The following is a 13,148-nucleotide window of genomic DNA, read 5'->3' as shown; positions in this document are numbered from 1 at the left end:
GGCGGGCGTTCAAGTGTCGCGCTCGATAACGAAACGCGCGAGATCGTGCAAGTTCCCGGCGGCATCACCATAGTGCGACAGCGCATCGGTTCCCATGGCGACACGACGCCGCGCCTCGGCCTGCGCGCCGTCCAGGCCCAGCAGCGACACGAAGGTCGCCTTGCCGGCCCCGGCATCCTTGCCGACGCGCTTGCCGGTCACGGCCTCGTCGCCGGTCACGTCCAGGATGTCGTCGGCGATCTGGAAGGCCAGGCCCAGGGCCAACGCATAGCGGTCCAGCGCCGCGGGATCGTCGCCCGCGATCAGCGGCCCTGCGGTCGCGGCAAAGCGGATCAGCGCGCCGGTCTTGCCACCCTGCAGTTCGGTGATTGCGTCCAGGTCCAGCGGCGTGCCCGCGGTTTCGGCGGCGATGTCCAACGCCTGCCCCCAGACCATGCCCGCCGCCCCCGACGCCTGCGCCAGCGCGGACACCAGCCGCACCTGCGCGTCGGGCGCGCCGATGCGCGGATCGGTCAACAGCTGAAACGCCAGCGTCTGCAGCGCGTCGCCCGCCAGGATCGCGGTCGCCTCGGTCCACTTGACATGCACGGTCGGCTGACCGCGCCGCAGGTCGTCGTCGTCCATCGCCGGCAGGTCGTCATGGACCAGGCTATAGGCATGCAGCGCCTCGACCGCCGCCGCGACCGGCAGGGCGGCATCGTCGGACACCCCGTGCAGGCGCGCCGATTCCATCACCAGAAAGGCGCGCAGGCGCTTGCCGCCGTTGACCGCATAGGCCATCGCATCGCGCAGATCGCCGGGCGGCAGCGCCGTGATGGCGCGATCCAGCTCGGCCTGAACCTCGGTGCGGACACGCGCAAGGCGGTCCTGCATCACAGGCCCTCGACGGGGGTGGTACCGGCAGGCTGGCCGTTGGCGGCCAGGGTGATCTTCTCGACCCGCTCCTCGGCCTCGCGCAGGCGGGCCTCGCAATGCGCGCGCAGGGCGGCGCCGCGTTCGTACAGCGCGATCGATTCCTCCAGCGTCGCCTCTCCGGTCTCCAGCTTGCCGACCGTGGCCTCCAGCTCGCGCATGGCCTCCTCGAACGAGAGGGTGGTAATATCGCTCATCAGTCGGCCTCCATCAGCACATCGACATGGGCCCGCACGCTGCGACCCAAGGCCCGAAGGTCATAACCACCTTCCAGGCAGGATACCACCGGGGCCTTGCCCGCCGCGTCCAGGATCGCGCGTGTCAGGGCGGCATAGTCGTCGTCGTCCCATTCCAGCTGCGCCAGCGGATCGTCGCGATGGGCATCAAAGCCGGCGGAAATCAGCACCAGCTGCGGCGAAAACTCCCGCATCCGGTCCAGCGCGCCCCGCCATTCCGACAAAGCCAGCGCCCCGTCCGATCCGGGCGGCAGCGGCAGGTTCACCACCTGCCCATGCGCGCCACGCTCGGACGCGGCCCCGGTGCCCGGCCACAGGGGAAACTGCTGGCTGCTGACGAACAGCACCCGCGCCTCGTCCCACAGCAGGGCCTGCGTGCCGTTGCCGTGATGCACGTCGAAATCCAGGACCGCCACCCGCTGCAGCCCGTGATGATCCAGCGCGCGTTTCGCCGCGATCGCCACCGTGCCGAACAGGCAGAACCCCATCGAGACCTCGGCCTCGGCATGGTGCCCAGGCGGGCGCAGGGCGACGAAGGCCCGCCGCGCCTCTCCGGCAAGAACAGCGTCCACCGCCGCGCAGGCCCCGCCCACGGCACGCAGCGCGGGCTCCAGGCTGCCGGGCGACAGATGCGTGTCCGCGTCGATCTGGCGGGTCCCCGCTTGCGGCACCACATCGCGCAGGCCCTGCAGATAGCGGACGGGATGACAGCGCAGCACCTCGGCATCCTCGGCCAAGCGCGCCTCGCGCCGGTCCAGCGCCAGCCCCTCCAGCGCGGCCATCACGGCATCATGTCGGGCCACCTGCTCGGGGTGGCCATCGGGCGTCACGTGGCGGCGGGCGCTGTCATGGGAATACAGGATCACGGTCATTCATCTCCTCCGAAGGGGCAGGCTAGAAGCCCCCGCGCATCCCGGCAACCCGCCATTTCTCCGTTGCGAAAATACCCCGGGGAAGCCCGCAGGGCGGGGGCAGCGCCCCCATGCACCGCCTGTCAGACCGTCAGCCGTTGCCCGTCATGCCCCGCGACGGTCAGGGTCATCAGCGCCCCTTCGGGCTGGTCGCTGTCAAAGGCAACCTCGGTGAATTGTTCGGTCCGGCCAAGGCGCGGCCCCTCGGTCAGCACCCGGTGCGCAACCCCGACCTGCGCCTCCAGATGCGTGCGCAATGCTGCATCGCCCGCCGCGCGCAGCCGCGCGGCCCGGTCCCGGATCGCGGGACCGGGCACGGCGGGCATGCGCGCCGCGGGCGTGCCCTTGCGCGCCGAATAGGGGAAGACATGCAGGAAGGTCAGACCGCAATCCTGAACGAGCTTCAGCGAATTGTCGAACATCGCCTCGGTCTCGGTCGGAAAGCCGGCGATGATGTCGGCGCCGAAGACCATGTCGGGACGCAGCCGCCGCGCCTCCTCGCAGAAGGCGATGGCATCGTCGCGCAGGTGGCGGCGCTTCATCCGCTTCAGGATCATGTCGTCGCCGGCCTGCAGCGACAGGTGCAGATGCGGCATCAGGCGCGGTTCGGTCGCGATGGCCAGCATCAGGTTCTCGTCCGCCTCGATCGAATCGATCGAGCTGATCCGCAGGCGCGGCAGGTCCGGCACCAGCCGCAGGATGCGCATGACCAGATCGCCAAGCCGCGGCGTGCCCGGCAGGTCCGCGCCCCAGCTGGTCAGGTCCACCCCGGTCAGCACAACTTCGTTAAAGCTGCGCCCGACCAGACGCTTGATCTGCTCGACCACCACACCTGCGGGCACCGACCGCGAATTGCCGCGCCCGAAGGGGATGATGCAGAAGGTGCAGCGGTGATCGCAGCCGTTCTGGACCTGCACATAGGCCCGGTGCCGCCCGAACCCGTCGATTAGGTGGCCCGCGGTTTCCCGCACCGACATGATGTCGTCCACGACCACCTTCTCGGTCGCGCCGATCAGGTCGGGGGCGCGCAGGGACGCCCACGTGGCGGGCTGCATCTTCTCATGGTTGCCGATGACCTTGGTGACCTCGGGCATGGCGGCAAAGGTCTCGGGCTCGGTCTGGGCGGCGCAGCCGGTGACGATGACCGGCACGCCGGGATTCTCGCGCGACAGGCGGCGGATCTCCTGGCGGGCCTTGCGGACGGCCTCGGCGGTCACGGCGCAGGTGTTGACGACGACCGCGCCCGACAGGCCCGCGGCCTCGGCCATCTCGCGCATGGCCTCGGTCTCATAGGCGTTCAGGCGGCAGCCCAGGGTGGAAAAGACCGGCGCGCTCATGCCAGCCACGCAGGCGTCAGGTGCCCCTCGAAGACGATGGCGGTCTGCCCCTCCATCCAGACGCCGTCCTCGCGCCAGTCGATCAAAAGCTGCCCGCCGGGCACATGCACCCTCACGCGCCGCTCGGTCAGCCCGCGCCGCGCCGCCGCCACAACCGCCGCGCAGGAGCACGAGCCCGAGGCCAGCGTCGGCCCCGTCCCGCGTTCCCAGATGCGCAGCCGGATCGCGTCGCGCGACAGGACCTGCACGACCTCCACATTGGTGCGTTCGGGATAAAGCGGGTGATGCTCATGGTCAGGGCCGAAACGGCCCAGATCGACCGCGTCGGCGTCCTCGACGAAGAAGGTCACATGCGGATTGCCCATGCCGGTCGCCACCGGATCACCCGCGATCGGCAGGTGGTCGATATCCGCGTCCCGCGCCAAGGGGATCGCGCGCCAGTCCAGGACCGGCGGCCCCATGTTCACCCGCGTCAGCCCGCCGCCCGCGTCCTCGGCCAGCAGCATGCCGTGATCGGTCCGCAGGCGCAGCGACGCCGCCCCGGTCTGATCCATCAGCCAGCGCGCGATGCAGCGCGTCGCATTGCCGCAGGCGGACGACAGCGACCCGTCCGCGTTCCAGAACACCAGACGCGCATCCGCGTCACCGCAATCCTCGACCCCGGCCAGCTGGTCGAAGCCCACGCCGCGATGGCGGTCCGCGATGCGCGCGACAAGGCCCGCGTCCGGCCGGGCCAACCCGCCGCGCAGATCCAGTACCACAAAGTCGTTGCCCAGCCCGTGCATCTTGAGGAAGGGCAGCCCGGTCGAATGAGAATGCGTCATGGCCGCGATATAGGCCGCACGGACGGATTCCGCCAGATGGGTTGATTTTTCTGCTTGACGCCACCGGCCACCCCCCCTAGGAACCGCCTCGTGATGGGCCCATAGCTCAGTTGGTAGAGCAACTGACTTTTAATCAGTGGGTCACAGGTTCGAATCCTGTTGGGCTCACCACTGTATCCTCCGATCTGCAGATCACCGGCCGCCCGCGGCGATCGCCGTGGCGGATGCCGGGGATTTCACCCGCGCGCGACATCCGGGGCACTGGTCCTCGCGGCGCGCAGCGACTACATCTTGGGCATGCGCAAGATCACCCTTCCCGAACGCCCCGACCTGGCTGCCAAGGCCGCCGATGTCGGCTTCACCTTCGCCCATATGCATGGCGAGCCCTATTGGGACGAAACCACCGCCTATCAGTTCACGCTGGCCCAGATCGAAGACGACTTGGAAGGCCCCGCGACCGAACTGCACGCGATGGTGCGTCAGGCGGTCGACCGCATCGTGGCCGACCCCGCGCTGATGACGCGTCTGGGCATCCCGCAGGCGCATCACGCGCTGATCGCCGACAGCTGGGCGCGGTCCGAGCCCGCGATCTATGGGCGGATGGATCTGGTCTATGACGGCACCGGTCCGGCCAAGCTGCTGGAATACAACGCCGACACGCCGACCTCGCTGTATGAATCGGCGGCATTCCAGTGGCAGTGGCTGGAGGATCAGTTGGCGGCGGGACACCTGCCCACGGGGGCCGACCAGTTCAACGGCATCCACGAGGCGCTGGTCGAGCGGTTCCGCGAGCTGTTCGCGCCGAACACCGACATCCACTTCACCGCCGTCGCGAACAATGCCGAGGATTACGCCACGGTCGAATCGATGGCCTGGGCCGCGCGCGAGGCCGGGATGGGGGCGCATTACACCGACCTGGACAAGCTGGCCGTCAGCAAGAAGGGCCAGTTCCTGGACGCCGAGGATCGGGTGATCGGCACGCTCTTCAAGCTGTATCCGTGGGAGGACCTGCTGGCCGACGACTATGCCCGCCATATCGCGGGGTCGGGCTGCATGTTCCTTGAGCCCGCGTGGAAGGCCGTCGTGTCGAACAAGGGCCTGCTGCCCGTCCTGTGGGAGATGTTTGAGGGTCACCCGAACCTGCTGCCCGCCTTCTTCGCCGACGACGTGGCACCCGCCCTGGTCGAGAACGGCCAGCCCGACCCGTCCGTGGCCCAGGCCTTCGGGCGCGTGGCCGACCAGTTCCGCGCCGCCCATGTGGTCAAGCCGATCTTCTCGCGCGAAGGCGCGGGCGTCGTCATCGTCGAGAACGGCGCCGTTACCGAGGCGTCGGACAATCATGATTACGACGGGCATGCGCGGATCGTGCAGGCCTATCACCCCTTGCCCGAATTCGAGGGTTTCCGCCCGGTCATCGGTGCCTGGATCGTGGGCGATGCCTGCGCCGGCATCGGCATCCGAGAGGATCGCGCCCGCATCACCCAGGACCTGTCGCGCTTCAAGCCGCATTTCATCGCGGGCTGACCCGCCAAGGAGGATTTCCATGAGGACACGTTCACGGACCGTCGCCCTGACCATTCTGGGGGCGGCCGCCTTCACCGTCGCGGGCTGCCGGGACGAACAGGTCGAGGCGCAGGCCTTTCCGGACCTTGCCAGCTGCCAGGCGGCGGCGGTGAACGGCGGCCTGGTGACTGCCGATCAGTGCAGCCAGGCCTTTGCCGAGGCCGAGGCCCTGCATGTCGAGGCCGCGCCCCGCTATGACAGCCTGGCCGTCTGCGAGGAGCAGCACGGTGCCGGCAATTGCGGGTCCGAGGATCAACAGGTGTCGCAGGGCGGGTCGGGTAGCATCTTCATGCCGCTGCTGGCGGGCTATCTGATCGGCAGCATGCTGGGCCGCGCGGGCGGCGGGATGGCGGCCTCGCAGCCGATGTACCGCAATGCGCAGGGCGGCTTCACCAACGCCGCCGGCACCACCAATTTCGGCAGCAATGCCGGGCGTGCGTCGATGTCGTCGCAGAACTTCACACGGCCCGCGACGACCGCGGGACAGGCGCCGATGACGCGGGCCACGGCCGCGTCGCGCGGCGGGTTCGGCGGGTCCAGCGCGGGGCGCAGCATCGGCGGCTGAGGCCGGGCCGGCGCGTCCGTGACCGACGGACGACCGGCATCCGGTGCGGCACGGGTCAGCCCAGGTCCGCCGGATCGCCATGGGCGGGACGACAGGATCCTACCCAACCATGCCGGAACCAAATCGCCGCGCGGGCATTTGCATTGTCGAGCCCAACAATGCCGTCCGCGCGACAGGAGATCCGCATGAAAGCCCTTACCCCCCTTGCCGCGCTGCTGATCGGCCTCGGTGGCGCCGCCGGTGCCCAGGACATCACCGTGTCCTCCAAAATCGACACCGAGGGTGGCCTTCTGGGCAACATGATCCTGCTGGCGCTGCAGGACGCGGGCCTGCCGGTGCAGGACCGCCTGCAGCTGGGAGGCACGCCGATCATGCGCGACGCGATCACCTCGGGGCAGATCGACATCTATCCGGAATACACCGCCAACGGCGCGTTCTTCTTCAACGAGGCCGACAGCGATGTCTGGAAGGATGCCGAAGCCGGCTACAAGCGCGTGGCCGAGCTGGATCTGGAACAGAACGATATCGTCTGGCTGCAACCCTCGCCCGCGAACAACACCTGGGCCATCGCGCTGCGCCAGGACGTCGCGACCGAAAACGACCTACAGACCATGACCCAGATGGGCGAATGGATCGCGGGGGGCGGCGACGTCAAGCTGGCGGCATCGACCGAATTTGTGACTTCGGCCGCGGCGCTTCCGGCGTTCCAGGAAACCTATGGCTTCACCATGAGCCCCGACCAGCTGGTGCAGCTGTCGGGCGGTGACACGGCCGCGACCATCGCGGCGGCGGCGCAGCAGACCTCGGGCGTGAACGCGGCGATGGTCTATGGCACCGATGGCGGCATCGCGCCCGCCGGTTTGGTCGTGATGGAGGACGACAAGGGCGTGCAGCCCGTCTATCAGCCCGCTCCAATCATCCGCGCCGAGGTTCTTGAGGCGCATCCGGAGATCCCCGACATCCTGGCACCGATCTTCTCGTCGCTTGACCTTGAGACCCTGCAGGAACTGAACGGCCGCATTCAGATCGGCGGCGAACCCGCCGCCACCGTCGCCCGCGACCACCTGACCCATGCGGGCTTTCTGGACTGATGCGCGCGCGGCTTGACCGGCCCGGCCTGCTGTTCGCGGTGATCGGGCTGGCCGGGCTGGCCCTGCCGCTGGTGCAGTTCAAGCCGAACCGCATCGTGCTGGGCGAGGGGCTGTCCCTGACCGCCTCTCTGCCCCAGGGACTGATCCTGACCGTGGCCTTGGCCGCGGTGCTGGTCGCGGGCTGCCTGCGCTGGCCGCCCGCGCTGCGCCTTGCCGCGGGAGCGGCGGCGCTGCTGGCGGTGCTGCTAGCCTTAGGTACGGCGGCGACGCATCTGACCCCGCCCGACAACACCCTGGCCCGCGTCGCGCCATCGGTCGGGTTCTGGCTGATGGCACTGGCGTTCGCCCTGATGCTGGCCGATGCGCTGGCGCGGATGAACCCGGCGCTGTGGCTACGCTGGCTGATTTTGGCCGGGGCGGTCGTCGCCATCGGCGCGATCCTGGGGTCGGGCGCGCTGGACGGAGTGTCCGTCATGCGCGAATACGCCGCCCGACAGGACATCTTCCTGCGCGAGGCGCGGGCGCATCTGACGCTGGCCTTTGGGTCACTGGCGCTGGCGCTGCTGATCGGGCTGCCGCTTGGGGTGGCGCTCTATCAAGCGCGGCGGCTAAGGGGGCCGGTTCTGTCGGTGCTGAATATCCTGCAGACGATCCCGTCGCTGGCGTTGTTCGGGGTGATGATCCCCGTCTTTGGATGGATCGCGGCCAATGTGCCCGGCGCCGCGCAGGCGGGGGTGGCGGGCATCGGCCTGTTCCCGGCGCTGGTCGCGCTGTTTCTCTATTCGCTGCTGCCGGTCGTGTCGAACACGCTGACCGGGCTGACCGGCGTGAACCCCGCCACGCGCGAGGCCGCGATCGGCCTGGGCCTGACGCGGGCGCAGCTGCTGGTGCAGGTGCTGATCCCGCTGGCTTTGCCGGTGCTGCTGGCGGCGGTGCGCATCGTGCTGGTCCAGAATATCGGGCTGGCGGTCATCGCCGGGCTGATCGGCGGCGGCGGCTTCGGTACCTTCGTCTTTCAGGGCCTGAACCAGACCGCGATGGATCTGGTCCTGCTGGGCGCCCTGCCCACCATCGCGCTGGCGCTGACCGCCGGCATCGCTCTTGATCTGCTGGTGCGTTCCAGCCGGAGGTCCGCATGATCGACATCCAGAACCTGACCCGAATCTATGACGGCCGCGCCGCGGTCGACGATGTCAGCCTGACGGTCGAACCCGGCCAGATCGCGGCGTTGGTCGGCACCTCGGGGTCGGGCAAGACGACGCTGTTGCGCATGATCAACCGCCTTGTCGAACCCAGCAGCGGTCGCGTGCTGATCGACGGGCAGGACACGCGCGAGGTCGCGCCCCATCTGCTGCGGCGCCGCATCGGCTATGCGATCCAGGGCCATGGGCTGTTCCCGCATCGCACCGTGGGCCAGAACATCGCCACCGTCCCGCGCCTGCTGGGCTGGGACCAAGCCGCGATCCGCGACCGGGTGGACGAGTTGCTGACGCTGTTCCAGATGGCGCCCGACCAGTTCCGCGACCGCATGCCCCATGAGCTGTCCGGCGGCCAGCAGCAGCGCGTGGGCGTGGCCCGTGCGCTGGCGGCGAAGCCCGACCTGCTGCTGATGGACGAGCCCTTTGGCGCGTTGGACCCGGTGATCCGCGCCAAGGCGCAGGCCGACCTGCGCGATATCCAGCGCCGGCTTGGCACCACGCTGATCCTGGTCACCCACGACATGGAGGAGGCGGTGACCTTGGGCGACCGCATCGCCGTCATGGACAAGGGCCGACTGGTCCAATACGCCCCCCCGTCCGAGATCCTGACCGCCCCCGCCACGCCCTTCGTCCGTGATCTGATCGGGCTGGATCAGCGACCCTTCCACCTGCTGTCCCTGACCCCGGCCCATGCCCTGGCGCGCGAGGGCCAAGCCGACGGCCCCGCCCTGCCGCGCGAGGCGACCCTGCGCGACGCGCTGGCCGAATGCCTGTGGAGCGGGCGCGACGCCCTGCCGGTCGAAGGCGGCGGCGTCATCACCTTGGCTGCCCTGCGCGCCCAGGCCGCCCCGCAGGCGCGGGCGGCGGAATGATCGGACGCATCCTGCTGGTCATGGCCGCGGTTCTGCTGCTGGCCTTCCTGATCGCGCCGGGCTGGTTCGCGCCGGTCTTTCAACCCTTCACCCGCAACAACGCGCCCGCGATCTATACCCAGACCCCGCTCTGGTCGCTGACCCTGTCGCATCTGGCGCTGGTCGGGCTGGCGGTCATCGCCTCGACCGTGGTGGCGCTGGTGCTGGCGGTGCTGGTGACGCGGCCCGCGGGGCGCGAGTTCCTGCCCTTGGCGCGCACGATCACCAGCGTGGGCCAGACCTTTCCGCCCGTGGCTGTGCTGGCACTGGCCGTGCCGATCATGGGGTTCGGCGCCGGGCCGACCCTGGTGGCGCTGTTCCTCTACGGCCTTCTGCCGGTGTTCGAGAACACGCTGGCAGGCCTGACCACCCAGCCCGCCAACGTGGCCGAGGCTGCGCGCGGCATGGGCCTGACCCATCGCCAGCGGCTGTGGCAGGTCGACCTGCCGTTGGCCCTGCCGGTGGTCCTGGGGGGAATGCGGCTGACGGCTGTGATCTCGCTTGGCACGGCCACGATCGGCTCGACCGTCGCGGCCCGCACCCTGGGCGAGGTGATCATCGCGGGGCTGCTGTCGTCGAACACGGCCTTCGTCCTGCAAGGCGGGCTTGTCGTCGGCATCATCGCAGTGCTGATCCACGAAGGCTTTCAGGCGCTGGAACGGATCGCCGCCCGCCGCACCGGCCTGGACCGCTAGCGTCCCCGCAACGCCGCGGACAGCGCGCCCGTCACAGGCAACGCGTCGTCGAACCGGATCCCCGCCTCGATATGGCGCAGGTGCGTATCCAGCAAGGACAGGGCCCGCCCCTCGTCCCGCGCGGCGATGGCCGCGACGATGTTCGCATGCTCATCCTCGGCGCACAGCGTGGCGTGGCCCTGGGCGTACAGGCCGATGATCAGCGACGACCGCATCGTCAGCTCGTCCAGATAGCGGGTCAGCACCGGGTTGCGCCCGATCCGCGCCAACAGGATGTGAAACCCGCGCGACAGGCGGATGGCGGCGGGGCGGTTGTCCTGCCCGCGGGCCGCATCCTCGGCCGCCAGATGCGCCTGCAGGTCGGCCAGGTCCTGCGCGTCGGCCAGCCGGACGGCATTGCGGCAGATCGTCGTCTCGATCGCACGGCGCGCCTGAAAGACGTCGCGCGCATCCTGTGGGGTGGGCGTCGCGACATAGGCGCCGCGATTGGGCAGGTGATCCACGACCTGCCAGCCGGTCAGCATCGACAGCGCACGCCGCACATGGGCGCGGTTGCAGGCAAAGATATCCGACAGCGCCTGTTCGCCCAGCTTGGTCCCCGCGCGCAGCCGCTGATCGGCGATGGCGTCCAGGATGCTGTCCACGATCATTGTTTCCAAGGGCTTGTCCATGGTTTCCAATTTGCACCTTCCTTGGGCCTTCGCAACATTGTTCCGCCCGGAAAGACGGCAGAAAAATATGATTATAGATTGTTAACAATTCGTGGTAACAATAGGGCGACTCAGGAACACGGAGACGCCAATGAAGCTGGTCGTGATCAACCCCAACTCCACTGCATCGATGACCGACAAGATCCTGGCATCGGCCCGCGCGGTGGCCGCCCCCGGCACTAATGTCGAGGGCCGTACCGCCCATGGCGCCCCCGCCAGCATCGAGGGCCATTTCGACGAGGTGATGTCCGCCGCCCACCTGCTGCGCGAGGTGCAGCAGGCCCAGGCCGAGGGCGCCGACGCCATCGTGGTCGCCTGTTTCGACGATCCCGCCATCGGTGCCTGCCGCGAGGTCGCGACCGGCCCCGTGCTGGGCATCTGCGAGGCGGGCATCAAGGCCGCCAGCATGATCGCCACGTCGTTCTCCATCGTCACCACCCTGCCCCGCTCCGTCCCGGTGATCGAGGAATTGGTGCGCAAGTACGGCCTTGACCACCAGTGCCGTCGCGTCCGGTCGGCGGAAATTCCGGTGCTGGCCCTGGAAGAGCCCGGATCGAATGCACGGCAGCTGGTTCGTGCCGAAATCCTGCGCGCCATCGAGGAGGACCGCTGCGAAGCCGTCGTTCTGGGATGCGCCGGCATGTCCGACCTGACCGAATGGCTGAGCCACGAGACGGGGATTCCCGTCATCGACGGCGTGACCGTCGCCACCAAGTTCGCCGAGGCGCTGGTCGGCGCCGGGCTGCTGACCTCCAAGATCGGGGCCTATGCGCACCCGATCCAAAAATAAGAAACCCGCCATCTCCATACAGGGAGTATCCCCATGACCCATACCGGAACGATCGCCGATCACGCCCCACATGCCCTGGACGACAAAAGACCGGGCGAGGAGAGCCTTGCCCCGCAGACCACCCGCATCATGGACCCCTGGTCCTACCTGTTCGCTTGGCTGGGCGGCTGCGTCAGCATCGGCACCTTCACCGTCGGATCGGGGCTGGTGGGCACGCTGAACCTGATCCAGACCGTCGTGGCCATCGCCATCGGCTGCACGGTCATCGGCCTTGCGCTGATGATCAACGGGCGCGCGGGCCACAAGTACGGCATCCCCTTCATGGTGCAGGCCCGGTCGTCCTTCGGCTTTGCCGGGACGCGGCTGCCCGCGCTGGTGCGATCGGTCCCGGCGATCGTCTGGTACGGCTTTCAAAGCTGGATCGGCGCCGGCGCCCTGAACTTGGTGTCCGAGACAATGTTCGGCTACTCCAACATCTGGGTGTTTTTCATAGGCTTCCAGTTCCTGCAGATCGCCCTGTCTGTGCTGGGTTTCCACGGCATCAAGTGGCTGGAGAACATCGGCGCCGTATTCATCATCGGCGCGCTGATCTACATGTTCTTCAGCGTGATCGGGCAGTATGGCGACCAGATCAGCACCAACCTGATCCAGGCCGAAGGCACCTGGGGCGCGCCGTTCTGGGGGGCCACGATGCTGTTCCTGGGCGTCTATTCCACGATGATGCTGAACGTGTCGGACTATTCGCGCGAATTGCAGCACCGCGTGGGATCGGTGCGGCAGGTGGTGATCTATGCCAACTCGATCCTGCCCGCGACGCTGTTCATGGGGATGATCGGCCTGATGGTGTCCTCGGCCACCGGAGAGGTCGACCCGATCAAGGTCTTCTCCAGCGCGGTGGACAACCCGATCCTGCTGGTGGTGACGCTCCTGTTCATCGCCTTCGCGCAGGTGACGACCAACATCCTGAACAACGTGGTGCCGCCCGCCTATGCGATGATGGACGTGTTCAAGCTGTCGTTCAAATCGGCCGCCGTCATCGTGGGCCTTCTGGCCTTCGCGACCTTCCCCTGGCTGCTGGTGCGCGACGAATCCGCGGCGGGGCTTGGGCTGTTCATCCAGACCTACAGCGCCTTCCTGGGGCCGATCTTCGCGATCCTGGTGGTCGACTATTACGTGATCCGCCGCCAGACCCTGAACCTTGACCACCATTACGATGCCGACGGCCCCTATCGCGGCTGGAACCCGGCGGCGGTCATCGCGACCGTGGTGGGCGTGATCGTCGCGCTGATCTTTTCGGGCATCAGCTGGTATGCCAGCCTGATCCCGGCGGGGGTCACCTATTGGCTGCTGATGCAGTACCTGCCATCGGCACAGCGCTTCCGCGCCTGACAGGAAAAAGGCCCC

General features: G+C 68.4%; 14 protein-coding genes and 1 tRNA gene. 9 read left to right on the top strand and 6 right to left on the bottom strand.

Features of this window, described 5'->3' with window-relative positions; genetic code table 11:
* Window positions 1-9 precede the first annotated feature (9 nt).
* The 5 genes from EOJ32_RS03120 to dapF all read right to left on the bottom strand — a co-directional run bounded on the left by EOJ32_RS03120 (window position 10) and on the right by dapF (window position 4,220).
* Entirely contained in the window at window positions 10-873 is an 864-nt protein-coding gene (locus EOJ32_RS03120) for a polyprenyl synthetase family protein (protein ID WP_127897673.1), read from the bottom strand.
* Window positions 873-1,109, bottom strand: coding sequence for an exodeoxyribonuclease VII small subunit (locus EOJ32_RS03115; protein ID WP_045982791.1), 237 nt, complete (start codon window positions 1,107-1,109; stop codon window positions 873-875). The genes EOJ32_RS03120 and EOJ32_RS03115 overlap by 1 nt, the downstream gene beginning before the upstream one ends.
* Window positions 1,109-2,020 carry a histone deacetylase family protein gene (locus EOJ32_RS03110; protein WP_127897672.1) on the bottom strand — a complete coding sequence of 304 codons (912 nt, stop codon included), beginning with the start codon at window positions 2,018-2,020 and terminating at the stop codon, window positions 1,109-1,111. Before EOJ32_RS03110 ends, EOJ32_RS03115 begins: the two co-directional genes overlap by 1 nt.
* 122 nt (window positions 2,021-2,142) lie before the next feature.
* Window positions 2,143-3,396, bottom strand: a complete 1,254-nt coding sequence (gene mtaB, locus EOJ32_RS03105) for a tRNA (N(6)-L-threonylcarbamoyladenosine(37)-C(2))-methylthiotransferase MtaB (RefSeq protein WP_127899264.1) — start codon at window positions 3,394-3,396, stop codon at window positions 2,143-2,145.
* A complete protein-coding gene (gene dapF / locus EOJ32_RS03100; RefSeq protein ID WP_127897671.1) occupies window positions 3,393-4,220 on the bottom strand; it encodes a diaminopimelate epimerase in 828 nt (275 codons plus the stop codon). The genes mtaB and dapF overlap by 4 nt, the downstream gene beginning before the upstream one ends.
* A 95-nt stretch (window positions 4,221-4,315) precedes the next feature.
* Here dapF and EOJ32_RS03095 point away from each other — a divergent pair.
* From EOJ32_RS03095 to EOJ32_RS03065, 7 genes are all read left to right on the top strand, one after another.
* Window positions 4,316-4,391 (top strand) — tRNA-Lys (locus EOJ32_RS03095).
* Between the two features lie 126 nt (window positions 4,392-4,517).
* The gene (locus tag EOJ32_RS03090; RefSeq protein ID WP_127897670.1) at window positions 4,518-5,744 is read left to right on the top strand and encodes a glutathionylspermidine synthase family protein; all 1,227 of its coding nucleotides are present in this window, start codon (window positions 4,518-4,520) and stop codon (window positions 5,742-5,744) included.
* Between the two features lie 19 nt (window positions 5,745-5,763).
* Window positions 5,764-6,348: a DUF1190 domain-containing protein gene (locus EOJ32_RS03085; RefSeq protein WP_045981552.1), complete on the top strand. Its 585-nt coding sequence runs from the start codon at window positions 5,764-5,766 to the stop codon at window positions 6,346-6,348.
* Between the two features lie 185 nt (window positions 6,349-6,533).
* Window positions 6,534-7,439 carry an ABC transporter substrate-binding protein gene (locus tag EOJ32_RS03080; protein WP_127897669.1) on the top strand — a complete coding sequence of 302 codons (906 nt, stop codon included), beginning with the start codon at window positions 6,534-6,536 and terminating at the stop codon, window positions 7,437-7,439.
* On the top strand, window positions 7,439-8,578 hold the full coding sequence (locus EOJ32_RS03075; protein ID WP_127897668.1) for an ABC transporter permease: 1,140 nt from the start codon (window positions 7,439-7,441) through the stop codon (window positions 8,576-8,578). The genes EOJ32_RS03080 and EOJ32_RS03075 overlap by 1 nt, the downstream gene beginning before the upstream one ends.
* Window positions 8,575-9,510: an ABC transporter ATP-binding protein gene (locus tag EOJ32_RS03070; protein WP_127897667.1), complete on the top strand. Its 936-nt coding sequence runs from the start codon at window positions 8,575-8,577 to the stop codon at window positions 9,508-9,510. Before EOJ32_RS03075 ends, EOJ32_RS03070 begins: the two co-directional genes overlap by 4 nt.
* Window positions 9,507-10,244 carry an ABC transporter permease gene (locus tag EOJ32_RS03065; RefSeq protein ID WP_127897666.1) on the top strand — a complete coding sequence of 246 codons (738 nt, stop codon included), beginning with the start codon at window positions 9,507-9,509 and terminating at the stop codon, window positions 10,242-10,244. Before EOJ32_RS03070 ends, EOJ32_RS03065 begins: the two co-directional genes overlap by 4 nt.
* Here the strand turns inward: EOJ32_RS03065 and EOJ32_RS03060 are convergent.
* Window positions 10,241-10,915 carry a GntR family transcriptional regulator gene (locus EOJ32_RS03060; protein ID WP_127897665.1) on the bottom strand — a complete coding sequence of 225 codons (675 nt, stop codon included), beginning with the start codon at window positions 10,913-10,915 and terminating at the stop codon, window positions 10,241-10,243. The genes EOJ32_RS03065 and EOJ32_RS03060 overlap by 4 nt on opposite strands.
* A 130-nt stretch (window positions 10,916-11,045) precedes the next feature.
* On the opposite strand from EOJ32_RS03060, the gene EOJ32_RS03055 reads away from it, so the two are divergent.
* The gene (locus tag EOJ32_RS03055) at window positions 11,046-11,744 is read left to right on the top strand and encodes an aspartate/glutamate racemase family protein (RefSeq protein WP_127897664.1); all 699 of its coding nucleotides are present in this window, start codon (window positions 11,046-11,048) and stop codon (window positions 11,742-11,744) included.
* A 33-nt stretch (window positions 11,745-11,777) separates the two neighbouring features.
* Window positions 11,778-13,133, top strand: coding sequence for an NCS1 family transporter (locus tag EOJ32_RS03050; RefSeq protein WP_045981559.1), 1,356 nt, complete (start codon window positions 11,778-11,780; stop codon window positions 13,131-13,133).
* Window positions 13,134-13,148: the final 15 nt, after the last annotated feature.

The sequence above is a fragment of the Paracoccus sp. Arc7-R13 genome, assembly GCF_004010775.1.
In the GTDB taxonomy this organism is placed as follows: Bacteria; Pseudomonadota; Alphaproteobacteria; order Rhodobacterales; family Rhodobacteraceae; genus Paracoccus; species Paracoccus marcusii.
The sequence above is the reverse complement of the archived record's forward strand: the minus strand, read 5'-3'. Positions and strand labels throughout refer to the sequence as shown.

Coding starts and splice junctions, on each gene's coding strand:
- EOJ32_RS03120 (WP_127897673.1), bottom strand. CDS start 873: ATGCAGGACCGCCTTGCGCGTGTCCGCACCGAGGTTCAGGCCGAGCTG.
- EOJ32_RS03065 (WP_127897666.1), top strand. CDS start 9,507: ATGATCGGACGCATCCTGCTGGTCATGGCCGCGGTTCTGCTGCTGGCC.
- EOJ32_RS03060 (WP_127897665.1), bottom strand. CDS start 10,915: ATGGACAAGCCCTTGGAAACAATGATCGTGGACAGCATCCTGGACGCC.
- mtaB (WP_127899264.1), bottom strand. CDS start 3,396: ATGAGCGCGCCGGTCTTTTCCACCCTGGGCTGCCGCCTGAACGCCTAT.
- EOJ32_RS03055 (WP_127897664.1), top strand. CDS start 11,046: ATGAAGCTGGTCGTGATCAACCCCAACTCCACTGCATCGATGACCGAC.
- EOJ32_RS03080 (WP_127897669.1), top strand. CDS start 6,534: ATGAAAGCCCTTACCCCCCTTGCCGCGCTGCTGATCGGCCTCGGTGGC.
- EOJ32_RS03110 (WP_127897672.1), bottom strand. CDS start 2,020: ATGACCGTGATCCTGTATTCCCATGACAGCGCCCGCCGCCACGTGACG.
- dapF (WP_127897671.1), bottom strand. CDS start 4,220: ATGACGCATTCTCATTCGACCGGGCTGCCCTTCCTCAAGATGCACGGG.
- EOJ32_RS03115 (WP_045982791.1), bottom strand. CDS start 1,109: ATGAGCGATATTACCACCCTCTCGTTCGAGGAGGCCATGCGCGAGCTG.
- EOJ32_RS03085 (WP_045981552.1), top strand. CDS start 5,764: ATGAGGACACGTTCACGGACCGTCGCCCTGACCATTCTGGGGGCGGCC.
- EOJ32_RS03090 (WP_127897670.1), top strand. CDS start 4,518: ATGCGCAAGATCACCCTTCCCGAACGCCCCGACCTGGCTGCCAAGGCC.
- EOJ32_RS03070 (WP_127897667.1), top strand. CDS start 8,575: ATGATCGACATCCAGAACCTGACCCGAATCTATGACGGCCGCGCCGCG.
- EOJ32_RS03050 (WP_045981559.1), top strand. CDS start 11,778: ATGACCCATACCGGAACGATCGCCGATCACGCCCCACATGCCCTGGAC.
- EOJ32_RS03075 (WP_127897668.1), top strand. CDS start 7,439: ATGCGCGCGCGGCTTGACCGGCCCGGCCTGCTGTTCGCGGTGATCGGG.